Annotated in this window: 19 protein-coding genes; 12 read left to right on the plus strand and 7 right to left on the minus strand. The window is 65.4% G+C overall.

The window, feature by feature from the left end; translation table 11 throughout:
* Positions 1-6 precede the first annotated feature (6 nt).
* Positions 7-1,611 carry an MFS transporter gene (locus DB708_RS00230; protein WP_108919958.1) on the plus strand — a complete coding sequence of 535 codons (1,605 nt, stop codon included), beginning with the start codon at positions 7-9 and terminating at the stop codon, positions 1,609-1,611.
* Positions 1,612-1,625: 14 nt separating this feature from the next.
* Here the strand turns inward: DB708_RS00230 and DB708_RS00235 are convergent, their stop codons facing one another.
* Positions 1,626-1,898: a hypothetical protein gene (locus DB708_RS00235; RefSeq protein ID WP_133250960.1), complete on the minus strand. Its 273-nt coding sequence runs from the start codon at positions 1,896-1,898 to the stop codon at positions 1,626-1,628.
* A gap of 15 nt (positions 1,899-1,913) precedes the next feature.
* Between DB708_RS00235 and DB708_RS00240 the strand changes: the two genes are divergently transcribed.
* Positions 1,914-3,662, plus strand: coding sequence for a proline--tRNA ligase (locus tag DB708_RS00240; RefSeq protein WP_108919960.1), 1,749 nt, complete (start codon positions 1,914-1,916; stop codon positions 3,660-3,662).
* A gap of 12 nt (positions 3,663-3,674) precedes the next feature.
* On the opposite strand, the gene DB708_RS00245 is transcribed toward DB708_RS00240, so the two are convergent.
* Both DB708_RS00245 and DB708_RS00250 read right to left on the minus strand, forming a co-directional pair.
* The gene (locus tag DB708_RS00245) at positions 3,675-4,121 is read right to left on the minus strand and encodes a ferritin-like domain-containing protein (protein WP_108919961.1); all 447 of its coding nucleotides are present in this window, start codon (positions 4,119-4,121) and stop codon (positions 3,675-3,677) included.
* The gene (locus DB708_RS00250; protein WP_108919962.1) at positions 4,118-4,645 is read right to left on the minus strand and encodes a hypothetical protein; all 528 of its coding nucleotides are present in this window, start codon (positions 4,643-4,645) and stop codon (positions 4,118-4,120) included. The genes DB708_RS00245 and DB708_RS00250 overlap by 4 nt, the downstream gene beginning before the upstream one ends.
* Positions 4,646-4,860: 215 nt before the next feature.
* On the opposite strand from DB708_RS00250, the gene rimP reads away from it, so the two are divergent.
* The 6 genes from rimP (at position 4,861) to DB708_RS00280 (ending at position 11,176) form a co-directional block, all read left to right on the plus strand.
* Positions 4,861-5,394 (plus strand): ribosome maturation factor RimP, encoded by a 534-nt coding sequence (rimP, locus tag DB708_RS00255; RefSeq protein ID WP_108920103.1) that lies wholly within the window; start codon positions 4,861-4,863, stop codon positions 5,392-5,394.
* Complete coding sequence (gene nusA, locus DB708_RS00260) at positions 5,391-6,446, plus strand: transcription termination factor NusA (protein ID WP_108919963.1); 1,056 nt, start codon at positions 5,391-5,393, stop codon at positions 6,444-6,446. Before rimP ends, nusA begins: the two co-directional genes overlap by 4 nt.
* 188 nt (positions 6,447-6,634) lie before the next feature.
* Complete coding sequence (locus tag DB708_RS00265) at positions 6,635-6,883, plus strand: YlxR family protein (protein WP_409347538.1); 249 nt, start codon at positions 6,635-6,637, stop codon at positions 6,881-6,883.
* 63 nt (positions 6,884-6,946) lie between these two features.
* Positions 6,947-9,694: a translation initiation factor IF-2 gene (gene infB, locus DB708_RS00270; RefSeq protein WP_108919965.1), complete on the plus strand. Its 2,748-nt coding sequence runs from the start codon at positions 6,947-6,949 to the stop codon at positions 9,692-9,694.
* Positions 9,694-10,191, plus strand: coding sequence for a 30S ribosome-binding factor RbfA (gene rbfA, locus DB708_RS00275; protein ID WP_108919966.1), 498 nt, complete (start codon positions 9,694-9,696; stop codon positions 10,189-10,191). Before infB ends, rbfA begins: the two co-directional genes overlap by 1 nt.
* The gene (locus DB708_RS00280; RefSeq protein WP_108919967.1) at positions 10,166-11,176 is read left to right on the plus strand and encodes a DHH family phosphoesterase; all 1,011 of its coding nucleotides are present in this window, start codon (positions 10,166-10,168) and stop codon (positions 11,174-11,176) included. Before rbfA ends, DB708_RS00280 begins: the two co-directional genes overlap by 26 nt.
* A 7-nt stretch (positions 11,177-11,183) precedes the next feature.
* Here the strand turns inward: DB708_RS00280 and DB708_RS00285 are convergent, their stop codons facing one another.
* The 3 genes from DB708_RS00285 to DB708_RS00295 all read right to left on the minus strand — a co-directional run bounded on the left by DB708_RS00285 (position 11,184) and on the right by DB708_RS00295 (position 13,330).
* The gene (locus DB708_RS00285; protein WP_108919968.1) at positions 11,184-11,765 is read right to left on the minus strand and encodes a hypothetical protein; all 582 of its coding nucleotides are present in this window, start codon (positions 11,763-11,765) and stop codon (positions 11,184-11,186) included.
* Between the two features lie 194 nt (positions 11,766-11,959).
* On the minus strand, positions 11,960-12,709 hold the full coding sequence (locus DB708_RS00290; RefSeq protein ID WP_108920104.1) for an enoyl-CoA hydratase: 750 nt from the start codon (positions 12,707-12,709) through the stop codon (positions 11,960-11,962).
* Positions 12,710-12,817: 108 nt separating this feature from the next.
* On the minus strand, positions 12,818-13,330 hold the full coding sequence (locus tag DB708_RS00295) for a PAS domain-containing protein (protein ID WP_235616561.1): 513 nt from the start codon (positions 13,328-13,330) through the stop codon (positions 12,818-12,820).
* 163 nt (positions 13,331-13,493) lie between these two features.
* Between DB708_RS00295 and DB708_RS00300 the strand changes: the two genes are divergently transcribed.
* The 3 genes from DB708_RS00300 (at position 13,494) to frc (DB708_RS00310) (ending at position 17,712) form a co-directional block, all read left to right on the plus strand.
* A complete protein-coding gene (locus tag DB708_RS00300; protein ID WP_108919969.1) occupies positions 13,494-14,486 on the plus strand; it encodes a LysR family transcriptional regulator in 993 nt (330 codons plus the stop codon).
* Between the two features lie 174 nt (positions 14,487-14,660).
* On the plus strand, positions 14,661-16,385 hold the full coding sequence (oxc, locus tag DB708_RS00305) for an oxalyl-CoA decarboxylase (protein ID WP_108919970.1): 1,725 nt from the start codon (positions 14,661-14,663) through the stop codon (positions 16,383-16,385).
* A 70-nt stretch (positions 16,386-16,455) separates the two neighbouring features.
* Entirely contained in the window at positions 16,456-17,712 is a 1,257-nt protein-coding gene (gene frc, locus DB708_RS00310) for a formyl-CoA transferase (RefSeq protein ID WP_108919971.1), read from the plus strand.
* Positions 17,713-17,947: 235 nt separating this feature from the next.
* Here the strand turns inward: frc (DB708_RS00310) and DB708_RS00315 are convergent, their stop codons facing one another.
* Entirely contained in the window at positions 17,948-19,297 is a 1,350-nt protein-coding gene (locus tag DB708_RS00315) for an OFA family MFS transporter (RefSeq protein ID WP_235616562.1), read from the minus strand.
* A 492-nt stretch (positions 19,298-19,789) separates the two neighbouring features.
* On the opposite strand from DB708_RS00315, the gene frc (DB708_RS00320) reads away from it, so the two are divergent.
* Positions 19,790-21,019, plus strand: coding sequence for a formyl-CoA transferase (gene frc, locus DB708_RS00320; RefSeq protein ID WP_108919972.1), 1,230 nt, complete (start codon positions 19,790-19,792; stop codon positions 21,017-21,019).
* Positions 21,020-21,278 lie beyond the last annotated feature (259 nt).

Here is a 21,278-nt window from a genome sequence, read left to right on the forward strand (position 1 = left end):
CCCGTTATGACGGCCCTCAACGACACCGAGCGTGCGGCCCGGAATTGGACCGCTACTCGCCCCGATCGTCCGGCCCCGGAGCGCACTGAGCGCCCGTCCGAGACCGCTTCCGGGACCGCCACCACCCGTACTAGCAGGTATTATCCGGCTTGGTTGCCCTCTCGCCGCTTCATCGCGGCCGTGATCGCCATTGGCGGTATGCAGCTGCTGGCAACCATGGACAGCACCGTCGCCATCGTCGCGCTTCCTAAGATTCAAAACGAACTGAGCCTTTCCGACGCCGGCCGTAGCTGGGTGATCACCGCCTACGTGCTCACCTTCGGCGGGCTGATGCTGCTGGGTGGCCGCCTCGGCGACACCATCGGCCGCAAACGCACCTTCATCGTCGGTGTCACGCTGTTCACGATCTCCTCGGTGCTGTGCGCGGTGGCCTGGGACGAGGCGACATTGGTCATCGCCCGGCTGCTGCAGGGTGTCGGGTCGGCCATCGCGTCGCCGACCGGCCTCGCCCTGGTGGCCACGACTTTCGCGAAGGGCCCGGCCCGCAACGCGGCGACGGCGGTATTCGCCGCGATGACCGCGATTGGCTCGGTGATGGGGCTGGTCGTCGGTGGAGCGCTGACCGAGTGGTCGTGGCGGCTCGCGTTCCTGGTCAACGTGCCGATCGGACTGGTGATGATCTACCTGGCCCGCACCGCGCTGCGCGAGACTAACCGGGAGCGGATGAAGCTCGACGCCACCGGCGCCATGCTGGCCACATTGGCTTGCACCGCTGCGGTTTTCGCCTTCTCGATGGGTCCGGAACGGGGCTGGGTATCGCTGACCACCATCGGTTCCGGTGTGGTGGCGGTGGCCGCCGTGATCGCGTTCGCCATCGTGGAGCGCACCGCCGAAAATCCGGTCGTGCCGTTCGAATTGTTCCGCGACCGCAATCGGCTGGTCACGTTTGTGGCGATCTTCCTGGCCGGCGGCGTGATGTTCAGCCTGACGGTGTGCATCGGCCTGTACGTGCAGGACATCCTGGGTTATAGCGCGCTGCGCGCGGGCGTCGGCTTCATTCCGTTCGTGATCGCGATGGGAATCGGCCTGGGTGTGTCCTCGCAGCTGGTATCGCGGTTTTCGCCGCGAGTGCTGACCATCGGCGGGGGATGGCTGCTGCTGGTTGCCATGCTCTACGGTTCGGCTTGCATGCACCGCGGTGTGCCTTACTTCCCGAACCTGGTGCTGCCCATCGTTGTTGGCGGGATCGGTATCGGCATGGTCGTCGTTCCGCTGACGCTGGCGGCGATCGCGGGCGTTGGTTTCGACCAGATCGGTCCGGTGTCGGCGATGACGCTGATGCTGCAAAGCTTGGGCGGGCCGCTGGTGCTGGCCGTGATCCAGGCCGTCATCACCTCGCGCACGCTGTACCTGGGCGGTACCACCGGACCGGTGAAGGTCATGAACGACGCTCAATTGAACGCGCTTGACCACGGCTACACCTACGGCCTGCTGTGGGTGGCCGGAGCGGCCGTCATCGTCGGCTGCGCGGCGTTGTTCATCGGCTACACCCCGCAGCAAGTCGCGCACGCCCAAGAAGTCAAGGAAGCGATCGACGCCGGCGAGCTGTAGCTCCCGCCACTAACTCAGGTCACGGCGTAATCGCGGAGTTCGATGCCGATCAGCAGTGCCTCGGGATCGCTTAGCCGACCCCGGCGGTTATCGGCATCGAGCGGCACAACTTTTCGCAGCGACGGAAACTGAATGCCGTCGTAGTCGGCATAGTCGAAGAGACAGTGCGCGGCAAGGGGGGCGGGGATTACGTCGACCGAATAGTCGTGGCGCGCAATCAGCCCGTTGCTGTCGATGTAGAGATCCTGCACCGAGGTGTGCGGCCGGAGTGCGCGAACATCCGACAAGTACGCTGGCCCGCTGTGATCACCCGGATGTCCGAGCTATTCCTGCGCACTCTGCGCGACGATCCCGCCGACGCCGAAGTGCCCAGCCATAAGCTGCTCGTTCGCGCCGGATACGTCCGGCAGGTTGCTCCCGGGCTGTACAGCTGGCTGCCGCTGGGGCTGCGGGTGCTGCGCAACATCGAACGCGTTGTCCGCGAGGAGATGAACGCGATCGGCGGGCAAGAGATTTTGTTCCCCGGGCTGCTGCCGCGCGCGCCGTACGAGACGACGAATCGGTGGACCGAATACGGCGACGGGGTGTTTCGGGTGCAGGACCGTCGCGGTAACGACTACATGCTGGCTCCCACACACGAAGAGTTCTTCGCCCTGGCCGTCAAGGGCGAGTACAGCTCCTACAAGGACTTCCCACTGACGCTGTACCAAATTCAGATCAAGTACCGCGACGAGGCGCGGCCGCGAGCCGGCATTCTGCGGGCCAGGGAGTTCGTCATGAAGGACTCCTACTCCTTCGACACGGATGCCGCCGGGCTCAAAGCGGCCTATCACGCGCACCGGGAGGCCTACCAGCGCATCTTCGACCGGCTACAGGTGCGCTACGTCATCGTGTCGGCGGTGTCCGGCGCGATGGGCGGTAGTGCCTCCGAGGAGTTCCTGGCGGAGAGCCCGATCGGCGAGGACACCTTTGTGCGTTGTGTGGAGTCGGGTTACGCGGCGAACGTCGAGGCGGTCATCACCGCGCAGCCCGAAGCCACGCCCATCGACGGGCTGCCCGAGGCGGTTGTGCACGACACCGGCGACACCCCCACGATCGCCACGCTGGTCGGTTGGGCCAACGGAGCCGGATTGGGCCGCACCGTCACCGCGGCGGACACCCTCAAGAACGTCTTGGTCAAAGTCCGCGCGCCCGGCGCGGAGTGGGAGCTGCTCGCCATCGGGGTGCCCGGTGACCGCGAGGTCGACGACAAACGGCTGGGCGCGGCCCTCGAGCCGGCCGAATACGAGCTGCTCGGCGACGCCGACTTCGCCAAATACCCGTTTCTAGTGAAGGGCTATATCGGCCCGAAAGCATTGCTGGACAACGATGTTCGCTATCTGGTCGACCCGCGGGTGGTGGACGGGACCAGCTGGATCACCGGGGCCGACGAACCGGGTCGCCATGTCGTCGGGTTGGTGGCCGGCCGTGACTTCATCGCGGACGGCACCATCGAGGCGGCGGAGGTGCGCGAAGGCGATCCGTCGCCCGACGGGGCCGGCCCGCTGGTGATGGCGCGCGGCATCGAGATCGGGCACATCTTCTCGCTGGGCCGTAAGTACACCGATGCGTTCACGGTCGACGTGCTCGGCGAGGACGGCAAGCCGGTGCGATTGACGATGGGCTCCTACGGCATCGGGGTGTCGCGGCTGGTCGCCGTCGTCGCCGAACAGCAGCACGACGAGCTGGGTTTGCGCTGGCCCGGGTCGATCGCGCCGTTCGATGTGCACCTGGTGATCGCCAACAAAGACCCGCAGGCGCGCGAAGGTGCCACGACGCTGGCCGGCGACTTGGACCGGCTGGGCCTCGAGGTGCTACTGGATGACCGCCAGTCCTCGCCCGGGGTCAAGTTCAAAGACGCCGAGCTGCTGGGGATGCCCTGGGTGGTCGTGGTCGGCCGTGGTTGGGCAGACGGCGTGGTGGAGCTGCGCGACCGCTTCGGCGGACAAACGCGTGAGCTGGCGGCCGGGGACTCGCTGGCCACCGACATCGTGGCGGCCGTGACCGGCTAACCGGGAACGCGGCTACTCGTTGCCGCCGGGGAAACTGCTCGTGATCGGCCAGGCGCCCAGGATGCGATTCCATCGGGCACCCAGCACTGCGCTTTGAGTCAGGGCTGTCGAGGCGAACGCACGGTCCTCGGCGGTCTCGGCGTGCTCGGTTACCGCGCGCCATGCCGTCGCGCCGTCGTTTTCCATCCGCACCGCCAGGCGCGCCGCATCGGCCGGGCTGCCGACCAGCAAGGGCAGCTGATAGCCGGCGGCGGCGGGCGGGGCCGTCACCTTGCGGGCGGCCAGCATGGCGATCACGTCGTCGCGACGCTGGCGATGCTGCAGCAGCGCCTCGACCACCAAGTCGTTGACGCTGGGTGGCGACAGCGCGGACACGATGCCGTAGCCGTAGATGGTCGAGTGCTCGACGGCCAGCGCATCGCAGAGCGCGGCGTTGTCGGCGTCAGTGCCCGAGGTCATATCGACGGGCCTCCGGGTACCAGCGCGACCAGGTAGGACGCCGTGCACGACGCGGCAACCGAGGCGAGCAGCCCCGCCCGATAGCCCGACTCGGAGGACACCAGGCGCGCGGCGTCGTCGGCCGAGGTGCGCAGCGCGTTGATCACGTCGGACACCGGGGGTGGGGGCGGCGGCGGACCGGCTGGGGCGGCCGGGCTGGGGCTGGTCGTCTCGCTCGACGAGGCGGTGAGCTTGCCGGCGGCCCGGGAGATCTCGGTGGACAGCGCGCGGGCGTGTGCGGCGCGCTGGTTCGCCACCACCGACAGCGCGGCCGCGATTTGCGGCGCAACGCCGACGGCCGCGGCGGCGGCACCGGCCAGCGCGCTGTCGCGTCTGGCTTGGTCTAAGGGCCCCAGCAGCTGTTCGACCGCGGGGTGTTTGGGCGGGGATTCGCCGCAGGCGGAGACCACCACTGCGAGCGCAGCAAGGGCGGCACCCCCGGCGAGCACACCCCGCCTGCTGGTGACGGGTACTGCGCTAGGCACAGCAACATCCTGCCATTGGAACCGATGCGGGCATGATGCCAGGACCTCGACCTACGCGATCACCTCGTCGTACGCGATTCCTGGCGTATCGTTAGTGGCTGGTTCTCGCGGAACGGCAGCTGTTGGGCTCCACCGGGACGCGGGGAGCCGCCCGAAGATGAATGGGCGGCGACATCACGCCAGATGACCGGACAACTCAAGATGAGGAGCTCGCCGTGGCCACCGGGCTACCGTCGCAGACGCAGGTGATCGAGCTACTCGGTGGAGAGTTCGCGCGCGCTGGCTATGAAATCGAAGACGTGGTCATCGATCCGCGGGTGCGTCCACCTCGGATCACGGTGATTGCCGACGGGGACACCGCTCTCGACTTGGACGCGGTCGCCGCGCTGTCGCGTTCGGCGTCGGCTCTGCTGGACGAGCTGGACGGTATCGACGACCAGTATGTTCTCGAGGTCAGCTCACCGGGCGTGCAGCGCCCCCTGACGAGCGAGAAACACTTCCGCCGCGCGCGTGGCCGCAAGGTCGAGATGGAGTTGTCGGACGGATCGCAATTGACCGGCCGGGTGGGGGAGACTGGCGCCGACGCGGTGGCGCTGGTGGTCCGCAATGGCCGCGACTGGGCGGTGCGGGAGATCCCGCTCGTCGATATCGCGAAGGCTATTGTCCAGGTTGAGTTTTCGTCGCCATCGGCAGCCGAGCTGGATCTGGCGGGCGCGGGTGAGTCCCGGAGGACGGAGGCCGGAGCATGAATATCGACATGGCTGCGTTGCACGCCATCGAGGTGGACCGGGGTATCTCGGTCAATGAACTCCTCGAGACGATCAAGTCAGCGTTGCTGACCGCGTACCGGCACACCCAGGGCCACCAGAACGATGCGCGCATCGAGATCGACCGCAAGACCGGTGTCGTGAAGGTGATGGCGCGCGAGGTGGACGAAGACGGCAACGTCATCAGCGAATGGGACGACACCCCCGAGGGTTTCGGTCGCATCGCAGCAACCACCGCACGGCAGGTGATGCTGCAGCGCTTCCGCGATGCCGAAAACGAGCGCACCTACGGCGAGTTCTCCACCCGCGAGGGCGAAATCGTCGCCGGCGTGATTCAGCGTGACAGCCGGGCGAACGCCCGTGGTCTGATCGTCGTGCGGATGGGCAGTGAAACCAAGGCATCCGAGGGCGTCATCCCGGCGGCCGAACAGGTCCCCGGCGAGAGCTACGAGCACGGCAACCGGGTGCGCTGTTACGTGGTCGGTGTGACGCGGGGTTCACGGGAGCCGCTGATCACGTTGTCCCGTACCCACCCCAATCTGGTGCGCAAATTGTTCTCGCTGGAAGTCCCCGAGATCGCCGACGGGTCGGTGGAGATCGTGGCCGTGGCCCGCGAGGCGGGGCACCGCTCCAAGATCGCGGTCGCGTCGCGGGTGTCCGGCCTGAACGCAAAGGGCGCTTGCATCGGGCCGATGGGGCAGCGGGTCCGCAACGTGATGAGCGAGCTGTCCGGGGAGAAGATCGACATCATCGACTTCGACGAGGACCCGGCCCGTTTCGTCGCCAACGCGTTGTCGCCCGCCAAAGTGGTGTCGGTGTCGGTCATCGACCAGTCCGCACGCGCCGCCCGCGTGGTGGTGCCCGACTTCCAGTTGTCGCTGGCCATCGGCAAGGAGGGGCAGAACGCGCGGCTGGCCGCCCGGCTCACCGGATGGCGTATCGACATCCGCGGCGATTCACCCGCGAGTGCCGGAGAGCATCCGGAGGACCAGCCGGAACACGGTGCCAGCCAGCCGATGGCGCACGACCACTAACTCGCATAACCAGTGTGCGTGCTGCGCACCCGCGGGTGGTTCTGACCATCGGTTCCGTGACGCTAGACTGAGCCGTGATCCAGCGCGAGCCTTCGGCCTTGGCGCACAGACAAACGGGTGGACCCGTGCGGACGTGTGTCGGGTGCCGAAAGCGAGAGTTGGCCGTCGAATTGCTCCGAGTTGTGGCTGTGTCTACTGGGAACGGCGAATACGCCGTAATCGTTGACACGGCGACTAGCCTGCCGGGGCGGGGTGCTTGGCTGCATCCCGTATCGCGGTGCGTACACGAGGCGGTTCGCCGGCGGGCTTTCACCAAAGCGCTGCGCATCGACCGTCCACCGGACACAACCGCGTTGGTCGAGCATCTACAGGTGCTCGACTCGCCCGGCAACAGAACAGGTAGCGAAGAACATGAGCACACCGTGAAGTCCCGATGACCATGCGTCATAGCTAAACCCGAGGCGCGGCCCACGACTGTCGCCTCTTAGACAGGAGATGTAGTGGCAGGTAAGGCCCGCGTACACGAGTTGGCCAAGGAACTCGGTGTTACCAGTAAGGAAGTTCTCGCCCGGCTGAATGATCAGGGCGAATTCGTTAAATCCGCATCCTCGACCGTAGAGGCGCCGGTTGCTCGCCGATTGCGCGAGTCCTTTGGCGGCAATAAGCCCGCGGCCGCGAATAAGAGCGCCGCGAAGAGCCCGGACCGGTCGCTCGACCAGGCCCTGGACAAGGCGATTCAAAAGCCCTCCGGTAACGGTGCGGCGGCTGCCGCTCCCGCGAAGCCTGCTGACGCCGGCGCAGCGGCTACCGCAGCCCCGGCTTCCCCCGCCCCGCCGGCTGAAACTCCCGCGGCGCCGATGCCCGCGCCCAGATGGCCCGCCCCGTCGCCCGCGGCGCGCCCGTCGGCTCCGTCACCCGGTGAGCCGAAACCGCCGGCGCAGCCACCCGGCCAGCAGCCGCCGCCTCCAGGTGCGACACCCGGTCCGCGACCCGGCCCGATCCCCAAGCCGGCCGCACGTACCCCGCGCGTCGGCAACAACCCGTTCTCGTCGGCGCAGCCTGTCGACCGACCGATCCCGCGGCCGCAGGCGCCGCGTCCGGGCGCGCCCAGGCCCGGCGCGCCTCGGCCGGGCGGTGCGTCGCCCGGCAGCATGCCGCCCCGTCCCGGTGGTGGCGGCGGCGGGTTCCGTGGCCCCGCACGTTCCGGCGGTGGCGGTCCGCGTCCCGGTGGTGGCGGTCGGCCCGGCGGTCCCGGCGGTGGCCGCGACGGTGGTGGCGGCGGTAACTACCGCGGTGGCGGTGGCGGCGGCGTCGGTGCCGCGCCCGGCGGTGCGGCCGGCGCGTTCGGCCGTCCCGGTGGCGCTCCCCGGCGCGGTCGTAAGTCGAAGCGGGCAAAACGCGCCGAGTACGAGAACATGCAGGCGCCGGTTATCGGTGGCGTGCGGTTGCCGCACGGCAACGGCGAGACCATCCGGCTGGCCCGCGGCGCATCGCTGAGCGATTTCGCGGACAAGATCAACGCGAACCCGGCCTCGCTGGTGCAGGCGCTGTTCAACCTCGGTGAGATGGTCACGGCCACGCAGTCCGTCGGCGATGAGACGCTCGAGCTGCTGGGCAGCGAGATGAACTACGTCGTCCAGGTCGTCAGCCCGGAGGACGAGGACCGTGAGCTGCTGGAGTCGTTCGACCTGACCTATGGCGAGGACGAGGGCGGCGAGGAAGACCTGCAGACCCGCCCGCCGGTCGTGACCGTGATGGGTCACGTCGACCACGGTAAAACCCGGCTGCTGGACACTATCCGTAATGCCAGCGTCCGCGAGGGCGAGGCCGGTGGCATCACCCAGCACATCGGCGCCTACCAGGTCGGAGTCGACTTCGAGGGCAACGAGCGGCTGATCACCTTCATCGACACCCCGGGTCACGAGGCGTTCACCGCCATGCGTGCCCGCGGTGCGAAGGCCACCGACATCGCGATCTTGGTGGTCGCCGCCGACGACGGCGTGATGCCGCAGACGGTAGAGGCGATCAACCATGCGCAGGCGGCCGACGTGCCGATCGTGGTCGCGGTCAACAAGATTGACAAGGAAGGTGCCGACCCGGCCAAGATTCGCGGCCAGCTCACCGAATACGGTTTGGTAGCAGAGGATTTCGGTGGCGACACGATGTTCGTCGACATTTCTGCCAAGCAGGGCACCAACATCGAGGCGCTAGAGGAAGCGGTGCTGCTGACCGCCGATGCCGCTTTGGACCTGCGGGCCAACCCCGACATGGAGGCCCAGGGTGTGGCGATCGAGGCACACCTGGATCGCGGTCGCGGACCGGTTGCCACCGTGCTGATCCAGCGCGGCACGCTGCGGGTCGGTGACTCAATCGTCGCCGGCGACGCCTACGGCCGGGTTCGACGCATGGTCGACGAGCATGGTGAGGACGTCCACGAGGCTCTTCCCTCGCGGCCGGTCCAGGTCATCGGTTTCACCTCGGTGCCCGGCGCCGGTGACAATCTGCTGGTGGTCGACGAGGACCGCATCGCCCGCCAAATCGCCGACCGGCGCAGCGCCCGCAAGCGCAACGCCTTGGCCGCGCGATCGCGCAAGCGGATCAGCCTGGAGGACCTGGACTCGGCGCTGAAGGAGACCAGCCAGCTGAACCTGATCCTCAAGGGCGACAACGCCGGTACCGTCGAGGCGCTGGAAGAGGCCCTGATGGGAATCGAGATCGACGACGAGGTGGAGCTGCGTGTCATCGACCGCGGTGTCGGTGGCATCACCGAGACCAACGTCAACCTGGCGTCGGCCTCGGACGCGGTGATCATCGGCTTCAACGTGCGCGCCGAAGGCAAGGCGACGGAGCTGGCCAACCGCGAAGGCGTGGACATCCGGTACTACTCGGTGATCTACCAGGCGATCGACGAGATCGAGAAGGCCCTGCGCGGCATGCTCAAGCCGATCTACGAGGAGAACGAGCTGGGCCGTGCCGAGATCCGGGCGATCTTCCGGTCCTCCAAGGTCGGCATCATCGCCGGCTGCTTGATCACCTCCGGCATCGTGCGCCGTAACGCCAAGGCCCGGTTGCTACGCGACAACATCGTGGTGGCTGAGAACTTGACGATCTCCTCGCTGCGCCGTGAGAAGGACGACGTGACCGAGGTCCGCGACGGCTTCGAATGCGGTATGACGCTTACCTATTCCGACATCAAGGAAGGCGATGTCATCGAGTCCTTCGAGCTCGTCGAGAAGGAGCGCACCTGATGGCTGACCCCGGTCGGGCACGCCGGCTGGCCAAAAGGATCAACACGATCGTCGCTTCGGCGATCGAGTTCGAGATCAAGGATCCGGGACTCGACGGGGTGACCATCGTCGACGCGAAGGTGACCGCCGACTTGCACGACGCGACGGTGTTCTACACCGTGATGGGTCCAACGCTGGACGACGAGCCGGACTACGAGGCGGCGGCGGCCGCGCTGGACCGGGCCAAGGGCACATTACGCACCAAGGTGGGGGCGGGCACCGGCGTGCGCTTCACTCCGACCTTGACGTTCACCCGGGACACCACGACGGACAACGTGGCGCGGATGGACGAGCTGCTGGCGCGTGCGCGCGCCGCCGATGCCGACGTGGCCCGTGTTCGGGTGGGGGCCAGGCCGGCCGGGGAGGCCGATCCATACCGTGAGAGCGGGTCTGCCGCGGGGACAGTGGACGGGTTCGATGCTGAGGACGCCGGTGACGACCATCGACCCGAAGACTGAACTGGCCCGCGTCCCGATCGCGGGTACGCGGGTAGACGCGGTCGGCGCCGCCGAGTTACTTTCGGCCGCAACGACAATCGCGGTGATCTGCCACGTTCATCCCGATGCCGACACGATCGGCGCGGGGCTGGCATTGGCTACGGTGCTCGATCGAAGCGACAAACAGGTCGAGGTGAGTTTCGCCGCGCCGGCGACACTGCCGGAGTCGCTGCGCTCGTTGCCCGGCTGCCATCTGTTGGTCGACCCCGATACGATGTGCCGCGATGTCGATCTGGTTGTGACGGTGGATGTTCCGAGCGTCAAACGGCTCGGCGCGCTGGGCGAGTTGGCCGGACCCGGTCAGCCGCTGCTGGTGATCGATCACCACGCCTCCAACGACATGTTCGGTACCGCGAACTTCGTCGACCCGTCGGCGGACTCCACCACGCTGTTGGTGGCCGAACTTCTCGACGCATGGGGTAAGCCGATCGATCGTGACGTCGCGCACTGCATCTACGCCGGGCTGACCACCGACACCGGCTCGTTCCGCTGGGCCAGCGCCCGCGCGTTCCGGCTGGCGGCGCGCCTGGTCGAGATCGGCGTGGACAACACCAAGATCAGCCGAACGCTGATGGACACGCATCCGTTCGTGTGGCTGCCGCTGTTGTCGCGGGTGCTCGGCTCGGCGCAGCTGCTGGCCGACGCGGTCGGCGGGCGCGGGCTGGTCTATGCGGTCGTCGACAACCGCGACTGGACCAACTCACGTCCGGAGGAAGTCGAGAGCATCGTCGACATCGTGCGCACCACACAGCAAGCTGAGGTGGCAGCGGTGTTCAAAGAGGTTGACCCGCAACAGTGGTCGGTATCGATGCGGGCCAAGGCTGATGTAGATCTGGCCGCGGTCGCGTCGGTGTTCGGTGGCGGTGGCCACCGGCTCGCCGCTGGCTATTCGACTGTCGGGTCGATCGACGACGTTGTGGCCTCGCTGCGTACCGCGCTGGATTAGGGCTGGGTTAGAACGCCCAGCTTCCCATGGATTGCAGGACGAATCCGTGGTCCCCGCTGGTGGTGTCCAGGCAGGCGATGAGATTGTCAGCGCCCACCGCGCAGGTGACGTTGAGGTACGACAGTTTCTGTCCGGTGGCTAATGTCTTGCCGCCGTGCGGCAAAGCCGCCGGACTGCCGCCGCATCCGCCGTAGGACATCCGGCTCAATTCGTAGCCGGGGCCCTTGAAATTCACCGAGCCCTCCACGCAGTCGCCCGGTTTCGGATGACCGCCTCCGGGAAAGGTAATGTCGTCCATTCCGGGCACTTCGCCATTGCACTTAATGTCTTGTGACGGTTGTGGCGCGGGCGCCGGTCCGCCGTAGAAGTCGCACACCACCGAGTTTGGGGCCGAGAAAATTACCCGCGGTGCGTTACCCGGTAGCGACGTCGCGATATACCCTTCGGCCGGAACTGCAGTGAATCCGTCGAGATTGGGAAATCGCGGTGGCGGCTGCGCGGCCGCGTGCTGCCCGGACGTGATTGCGGCTGCGAATATCACGGTCAGGACGCCGAGAACCCGCAATACGAGGTCGATAACAATGCGCATCGATTCCTCCTGCCCTGGGAGAATAGTTTCGGGTCGCTGTTGGGATCGTATTGGCTATTGGCCCGCGTGGCGATCAAAAGTTTCGCGGCACAGGGCAACGGCATATAGAACGAAATAGCGGCGATTTTCGCAACGTGGGCCCGTTATTGTCTGGTTCCCCGAGCAAGTCAATTCGGCCAAGGCGCCGACCACCGCTAACGGACTTGGGCCCGGCCGCGCTGCAGTACTGCCTCGCGGTTGGCGGCAATGTCGTCGCCGGTGGTCCGGAATTGCCTGGCCGCCATGGCTTCCAGCCAGAGCCCCTCGCTGGTCTGCGACTCGTCGATGCGGTGGTAGGAGGCCAGCAACGCGCGCACCGCGTCCTGATTGTTGCCGACGATCGACGCGGCCACCCGGCGTGCGGTTGCAAGCAGCTGGTCGTGCGGCACCACCTCGGTGGCCAGCCCGGCCCGCAGCGCGTCGGCGGCCGACAGATAGTCCCCGGTGAGGCTCATGCGGCGGGCCAGGCCGATGCCCAGCTTCTGCGGTAGCCGCACGGACAGGCCCCAGGTGGGCAGCAGGCCCACCCGGGCGTGGGTGTCGGCGAAGCGGGCCTGCTCCGAGGCGATCACGATGTCGCAATACAGCACCAGCTCCAGCCCGCCGGTGACCGCGGCGCCGTTGATCGCGCCGATCACCGGCTTGGTCATCGACGGCCACCGCGGCGAGATGTCCGGCAGTGCGGCGGAACCACCCAGCTCTTTGAGGTCGAGCCCGGCGCAAAAGACCGGGTCGGCGCCGGTGAGGATGACGACGTCCACGTCGTCATCGGTTTCGGCCTCGCTCAGCGCCCCGAAGAACCGATCTCGCAGCGCCGAGGACAGCGCATTGCGCGATTGCGGCCGGTTGAGGGTCAGGGTGCGCACCCGCTCCTCGGTCGTGATCAGCAGAATGTCGTCGCTCATGGCATCACCGTAGAGGGTCGCGATAGGCCTCAATGCGGTCGGCCGGGTGTGCACCGCTGTTTCGGGGCCGGCCCCACCGGTGCGCCAGACGCTCGGCCCCACCACGGATCAAATGGACGCGTTCTCGAGCTCGGCGAGCCGGGCCTCGAGTTCGGCCAGCCGGCCACGGAGCGCCCGCTCTTCGCTACGGCGCTCGGTCACCTCACGCATGATCGCGGATATTCCGACGATGCGACCGTCGTCGCGCTGCAGAAGGGCGACACTGAATTCGATCGACAGCCGGTGTCCGTCCCGGTGAGTTGCGGGCACGCTCAGTAACTTGTCGCCGTATCGGGTTTGCCCGGTGGCCATCGTTTGGTGATAGCCGTCCCAGTGTCGCTTACGCAGCTTTGTCGGGATGATGATGTCGAGGCTTTGTCCGATCGCCTCTGACGCCGAGAAGCCAAATATGCGTTGCGCCCCGTTGTTCCATAACCGGATCGCCCCGTTCGCGTCACATACCACCAGAGCCTCTGGTGTCGCGGCCACGACGGCCTGGGCAAGCCATTCATCAGTCATCTTCTCGTCCGTGGCGCGCGAGTAAGCCTGCGGCTGGGCAAGGTCTGTGTCTGGGCTGTTCACATTTTTTCCTTCCTATGACGCAACCGGCGATGGATGAGGACCCCCAGTGAACGGGGCCCCTACTGGCGAGTAGTCTACTGCATAATGCATACTGCATACAGTGTGAATGAATGATGACGCCAAGCCTCAATACGGCGCTGTTGGCAGGCGAGGAGGAGCCTTCATGCTGCTACGTCAACTGGAGTATTTCGTTGCGGTGGCAAGGGAACGACACTTCGCACACGCGGCTGAAGCCTGCTATGTTTCCCAGCCCGCGCTCTCGGCTTCCATTGCCAAGCTGGAACGCGAACTCAACGTCACCTTGATCAACCGTGGCCGCAACTTCGAGGGTCTGACCGTGGAGGGCGAGCGGCTCGTCGTATGGGCCAAAAGAGTTCTCGCGGTGCACGACGGGCTGGTGGCGGAAGCAGCCGCGTTGCGGTCGGGCATTTCAGGAGTGTTGCGGCTGGGGGCCGGGCCGACGGTATCGGCGACGACGGCGTTACCGATCGCGGCCTTTTGTTCGTTACACCCGTTGGCGCGGGTGAAGGTCAGTTCCCATTTTCCGACAACGGAATTGGTGCGCCAGCTTCGCTGTTTCGAGCTCGATGCCGCCATCGGCCATTTCGATGTGCGTGAGCACGCGGGCTTGGAGCTGGTCCCACTCTATGAGGAACAGTGTGTTTTGCTGGTGGCGGGAAAGCAGCTGGTGCCGTCGGCGGGCACCATCACGTGGTCGGAGGCGGCTCAGCTGCCGCTCGCGCTGCTAGCTCCAGAAGTCGGGTTTCGGCAGTTCATCGACAATGCGTTTGCCAACGTCGGTGCTGCAGTCGTGCCGCAGATCGAGACCGATTCGATGGCGTCGCTGTACGCTCACGTATGCACGGGTGCATGGGCAAGCGTGGTGCCGCACACGTGGTTTCGTTCGATTCCGATGACCGGCGCAATGCGGGGTTTACGCCTGGTCGAGCCCGATCAACGGGCGCCGATAGCAATCGCCATCCATGCCTCCGCACCGGGTTCGGCTGCGGCAAGGGCGTTTTTGAATGTGGCGGTGGGTGCGCCGCTTGGCCGCGAAGACTTTACCTACGCGGGTTGCGCTGCCGACTCCGAATACGATTCGGATTCGGACCTGATCGTCGCGAGTACGGCGGTGAGGGGATCTTTCGTGGCCTGATGACGTCGCCAACATCCGAGGTGTCCTACGCGCATGAGCCGTCGCGGACCGTGATAACTCCCATCTATCTCGTGAGTGCTATCAGGTCTTGGACACTGTGCTCAAGGTTAGGGAAAAGTGAAGAGCAAGAAAGTAATTCGACCAAGGCGCATGCTGCCGGAAAGGGACGTTGCAATGACCGCCGCTACCATCGAAGACACCGCGGCCGATGACGTCGGGGCTCTCACCGATGGAATACATCTGGTGGTCGACGCGCTCCGGCTCAATAATGTGCACACCATCTACGGGCTGGTCGGCATTCCCATTACCGACTTGGCACGCACCGCACAGGCATCGGGTATCCGCTACATCGGCTTTCGTCACGAGAGTGCGGCGGGGCACGCTGCGGCCGCAGCCGGCTTCCTAACCCAAAAACCCGGAATCTGTTTGACCGTGTCGGCGCCCGGATTTCTCAACGGACTGGTGGCCTTGGCCAACGCCACCACCAATTGCTTTCCGATGGTTCAAATTTCGGGATCCAGTGAGCGTCACCTGGTCGATCTGCAACGCGGCGACTACGAGGAAATGGATCAGCTGGCCGCGGCCAGGCCATTCGTCAAGGCGGCTTACCGGGTGTCTCGGGCCCAGGACATCGGACGGGGGGTGGCGCGTGCAATTCGGACCGCGGCGTCCGGACGTCCTGGCGGGGTCTACCTTGACATCCCGGCGGCGGTGTTGGGTGAGGTTCTCGATGCGAAATCTGCAGCCCAAACACTTTGGCGCGTAGTCGATCCGGCGCCACGCCAGTTGCCCGATCTCGACTCGGTGGATTTGGCAATCGAGCTGCTTGCCGGCGCCCAGCGACCTCTGATCGTATTGGGCAAGGGCGCCGCGTACGCGCAGGCCGACGAGCAGATCAAAGAATTTGTGGAAGGCACCGGGATGCCCTTCTTGCCGATGTCGATGGCCAAGGGGCTGCTTGTTGACGACCATCCGCAGTCGGCAGCGACGTCGCGATCACTGGCTCTGCACCGCGCCGATGTCGTGCTGCTGGTCGGTGCGCGGTTGAACTGGTTACTCGGACATGGCGATGCGCCGCAGTGGAATCCCGACGCCAAGTTCATTCAGATCGACATCGAGGCCAGCGAGATGGACAGCAATCAGCCGATTGCGGCTCCGCTTGTCGGCGATATCGGCTCGGTGATGCAGGCTCTGGTGGAGCGTTCCAAGCCAGGTCAGATCAGCACATCGGCGAAATGGCGAGCCGAACTCTCGGCCAAAGCGGAGCAAAACGTCGCCAAGATGGCGGACCGTCTCGCGGCCGCGCGCATCGCTGCGCCGATGAAATTCCTCGGCGCTTTGCAGGCGATACGCGATGTACTGCACGATAATTCGCAGGTATGCCTCGTCAACGAAGGCGCAAACGCTCTGGATCTGGCGCGCAACACGATCAGGATGTACCGGCCGCGCCGCCGCCTGGACAGTGGTACATGGGGCGTGATGGGCATCGGGATGGGGTATGCGATCGCGGCCGCCGTGGAGACCGGCGAGCCTGTGGTGGCGATCGAAGGTGACAGCGCATTTGGTTTCAGCGGAATGGAATTAGAGACAATCTGCCGCTACAAGCTACCGATCGTCACCGTCATCCTCAACAACAGCGGCGTGTATCGCGGCGACGATATCTCGGGGTCTGACGACCCCGCTCCCACGGCGCTCGAGGCCCACCACGAGTTCATGATCAAGGCTTTCGGTGGTTCGGGCTACCGCGCCGAAACCCCCGAAGAGGTCGCCGCCGCACTGCGGGAAGCCCTGGCAGCCGGGCGGCCGGCCCTGATCGATTGCCTGATCGATCCCTCCGACGGGACCGAAAGCGGCAACATTGCCCACCTCAATCCCAAGGGGATAACCAACAAGGGCTGAAAGCCCACGAGCATGCCTGCCTGCCAGGCAAACGTCGATACAAGAAAACTCGAAAGAAAGGAAATCTGTTATGACCGAACTGCCGTTGTCTGGGATCAAGGTCATCGACTTCACCGGCGTGCAGGCGGGTCCCGCCTGTACCCAGATGCTTGCTTGGTTTGGAGCTGACGTCCTCAAGGTCGAGCGGACGACTGGTGGCGACGTGACGCGTAATCAATTGCGCGACATACCAGATATTGACGCGTTGTACTTCACGATGCTCAACAGCAACAAGCGCTCGTTGGCGATCAACACCAAATCGTCGCAAGGCGACGAGGTGATGGAAAAGCTGATCCGCGGAGCCGACGTGCTGGTCGAGAACTTCGCGCCGGGCGCGATGGACCGGATGGGCCTGTCCTGGGACAAGATCCAGGAGTGGAACCCGCGACTGATCTTCGGTTCGGTCAAGGGCTTCAACGACGACTCGTCGTGGAATGACCTCAAGGTCTATGAGAACGTCGCGCAATGCGCCGGCGGCAACGCTTCCACGACGGGATTTTGGGACGGTCCGCCGACCGTGGCCGGGGGCGCCCTGGGCGACAGCAACACCGGTATGCACCTCATGATCGGCATCCTCACCGCGTTGATCCAGCGCGACAAGACCGGCAAGGGCCAAAAGGTATCGGCGTCCATGCAGGACTCCGTGCTCAACCTGTGCCGGGTCAAGCTGCGTGACCAACAGCGGCTGGATCGTGTCGGCTACCTGGAGGAGTATCCGCAATACCCCAACGGCGAATTCGGCGAGGCCGTGCCTCGTGGCGGCAACGCCGGCGGCGGTGGCCAGCCCGGCTGGGTGGTCAAGTGCAAGGGCTGGAAGACCGACCCCAACGCCTACATCTACTTCACCATCCAAGAGCAGAACTGGAAGCGCACCGCCGAGGCCATCGGTCGCCCCGAGTGGGTCGAGGACCCGGGCTACAAGGATGCGCGGGCCCGTCAGGACAAACTCTTCGACATCTTTGCCGAGATCGAGAAGTGGCTGGCGGACAAGACGAAGTGGGAAGCGGTCGACATCCTGCGCGAGTGGGAGGTGCCGTGCGCGCCTGTCATGTCCATGAAGGATCTCGCCGAGGACAAGGATCTGCGCAAGAGCGGAACCATCGTCGAGGTGGAGCAGAAGGGCCGCGGCACGTTCCTGACGGTCGGGAGCCCGATCAAGTTCTCCTCCTTCAAGCCCGAGATCAAGGGTGCGCCGCTGCTCGGCGAGCACACTGACGAGGTGTTGGCCGAATTGGGATATGACGCCGAAACCGTCGCCGGATGGCGGCAGGACGCGATCGTCGTCTAGGAAACGGGGGGCGCGCCCCGCGCCTGCGCGCCCCGCGCCTGCGCGCCCCGCGCCTGCGCGCCCCGCGCCTGCGCGCCCCCCAATCGCCGGGTCACGGCGGGAATGACCCCAGGGATTCGCTCCCTGGGGTCATTTCTATGTCCGCTTACGGTGCCGTGACGTCCGCTTAGGGTGGGACCACGGCTGGCCGAGGCGAGATGAGATCGGGGGACAGCGTCGGGCCTTGCCGAATGAGTCAATTCGGCAGGTGACAGACGGGATAGCCGGGGCGCTGAAGGCGCCGTGGTGCGATGGCGGCGGCGCACAGGCAGAGCAAGCCGATGGCGACGAAAGCGGCCCCGAGCCGACCAGTTGGTATCAGCAGAGCGGGCAGTCCCACTCCGATCAGACCGCCGAAGATCTTGGCGCTGTAAACCAGCCCGAAATTACCGACCGCACTGCGCTCTCCGAAATAATCGGCGACCAGATTGATGAACAGCGAATAGAAGGCTCCGCCGGCCAATCCGCCGAGCGCGGCAAACGCAACGAATCCGACGGTGGATCCGGCCGAAGCCGAGAACGCCAGGCCCAACAGCGCGGCGCCCTCGATACCCAACGCCAGACTCAACGTCTGACGTCTGCCATATCGGTCCGAAAAGCGACTCGCGATGATGCGCCCGCCGCCATTGACCAGAGCCAGCACGGCAACGGCGGCCGCGCCGACAACGAGCGGCAGGCCGTGGACGATGGCGATGCTCGGCACGTACACGATGGTCAGCAGCGCCGCGGCCGACGCCACCATCACAATGAGATACACCAGGAAGAAGGCCGACGTCCGGGCCGCCTCGCTGGGCCAATACTGCCGTATCGCAGGGGCGTTGCCTAACAGGCTGCGATTCATCCGCTTGTCGACTCCCCACAATCTTGGGTCGACCTCGGCCGGCCACCAGTAGGGCGGTGGGTCCCGAAAAAAGACGACGCACATCGTCACGACGACGAGTACGCAAAGCCCGACGGTCGTGAAAACGGGCCCGAGGTTGTCGGGGTGCAGCCCGAAAGCGAACAGCACGACAAACGGAACCGCGCCGCAACCGAATGCACCTGATACCAGCGACACTTTCGCGCCGCGTTGCTCGGGATACCAATGTGCAACGGTGGATAGGCAAGTGGCGTAGACGATCCCGGCGCCGGTACCACACAGCACTGAGTAACCCAGTACCGCGAGGCCGAGATTGCCGGTGCAGGAAAGCGTCAGCGGCCCGATGGCGGACAAAACGGCACCGATCGACATCGCGGTCGACGGGCCGACACCTAAGCGCCGCCTCAGTGTTGGGGTAGCCGCCGTGGCAGCTGCCTGGAAAACCACCCATAGAGCCAGCACCCAGAAAGCACCGGCGGCAGGGGAGTGATGAGGCCGCTGCACGGCGACAACAGCGACTCCGTAGCCAAATTGGAGCATGCTGATGGCGGCCATCGCTGTCCACGGCAGCCAGAGCATCCAGGCTCTCGAACGCGCCATGATGTCGTGCGGTCGCTCGCCGATACGGTACGAGCAGCCATGCGCTCTAATCTGCAGAACCGAGATTCCGTCGCCTCCGGACATCATGATAACCCCTTTGCATACAGTATGCACTTGTTGTACTCCTGATCACACTGTGTGTCCAGGGGCGGCCGAGCAACCCCGCGCCTGACGCGCTCCCGACGCGTGAGCGCCCCTGGCGCAACGCTATTCGGCAAACAACTTTGGCTAACTAATTCGTTGCCGCGGGTGCCCGACAGTGTCCATTCCATCGGTGGTGCGGCGTTTACGAGGGGATTGGCGCTAGACAATTCGCCTGTGATTGGTAACACTGTTCGTATACGGTATACAGTCTGCAGAAGACAGCGAGTCTTGTCGCCGGCCGTGGCAGCCAAATCCACGGCTTCGGCGGCTGCTGCTGTGCGGAGAGCCGGGTGGGCAGCAGGCCCTGAGGAAGTTGAGGAACAGTGGGCACCTTATCCCGGCCGTCGGTAACCCGAATCCGCACGGGCAGTGGGCTACTCGGCGCCCAGCGCGACGCGACTATCAGCCACAACGACAACTCTCAGGGGAGATCTCATGGGTAAGGCACTAGACGGCGTTCGGGTGCTCGATATGACTCACGTCCAGTCGGGGCCTTCTGCTACGCAGATGCTCGCCTGGTTGGGCGCCGATGTCATCAAGCTCGAAACACCAAGTGGCGGAGACGTCACACGCAGCCAGCTGCGCGACCTCGCTGATGTGGACAGCCTCTATTTCACGATGCTCAACTGCAACAAGCGCAGTGTGACCGTCAACATGAAAAGCGAAGACGGTAAGGAGATCTTCCGCAGGCTGGCGGCACGCGCCGACGTTCTGGTGGAGAACTTCGGTCCCGGCGTCGTCGACCGGTTCGGCTTCAGTTGGGCCCGGCTGCAGGAGATCAACCCGGGGTTGATCTATGCGTCGATCAAAGGGTTCGGACCGGGTAAGTACTTCGACTTCAAGGCGTACGAAATCATCGCCCAGGCGATGGGCGGGGCCATGGCCACAACGGGTTTCGAAGATGGTCCGCCCACGGCTACGGGTGCACAAATCGGCGATTCGGGTACCGGGATTCACCTCGTCGCCGCGATCCTTGCTGCGCTGCTCCAGCGCACCAACACTGGCCGTGGGCAACGTGTTGAGGTGGCGATGCAGTCGGCCGTACTCAACCTCTGCCGGGTGAAGCTGCGTGATCAGCAACGGCTCGCCCATGGCCCACTGCACGAATACCCCAACGAGCGCTTCGGCGACGAGGTGCCCAGAGCTGGCAACGCGTCCGGGGGAGGCCAACCGGGATGGGCTGTTCGGACCAAAGGGGGCGGCCCCAACGACTACATCTATGTGATCGTCCAGCCGGCCGGATGGGCGCCGCTCGCACAGCTCATCGGTCGACCCGACCTCGCCGATCACCAGGATTGGGCTCGTCCGGAAGATCGACTACCCAAGCTGGACAAGGTTTTCGCCTTGATCGAGGACTGGAGTCAACGGCACACCAAGTGGGAAGCGATGGAGGCGCTCAATGAGATCAATGTGCCCTGCGGTCCGGTACTGAGCACCAAAGAGCTGATCGAAGACCAGACACTGGCAGATCTGGACGCGATCGTCACTGTCGAGCACCCCGAGCGCGGGACGTTCAAGACCGTCGGCAGCCCGCTCCGGCTCTCTGACTCGCCGGTCGACGTCGTGCGTCCACCCCTGCTGGGCGAGCACACCCAGGAAATCTGCTTGGAACTCGGCTATTCGCCAGATCAGTTGCAGCGCTTGCGAAGCGCCGGAGTGATCTGAGCTGACACGGGCATGAGAAGCATCTAGAGATCCACTGGCTCGGCGAAGAAGGATCCGGTTGTGGGAGATGGCCGCGCGCAGCTCGGTGCAAGACCGAGGTGGATCATGACTGGCCGGCCACGGCTTCGGGTGTCCGGTGTCGCTACCAGAGTGCGTTGTGCGGGCGAAATCACCGGTCGTGCACCGCCATAGCGCCCGCGGGTCAGGAATCTCCCCCGATATCGAACCAAGCCATCAGCCCGATGGCCGCCGCGTCGTT

The sequence above is a fragment of the Mycobacterium montefiorense genome (assembly GCF_003112775.1).
Taxonomy (GTDB): domain Bacteria; phylum Actinomycetota; class Actinomycetes; order Mycobacteriales; family Mycobacteriaceae; genus Mycobacterium; species Mycobacterium montefiorense.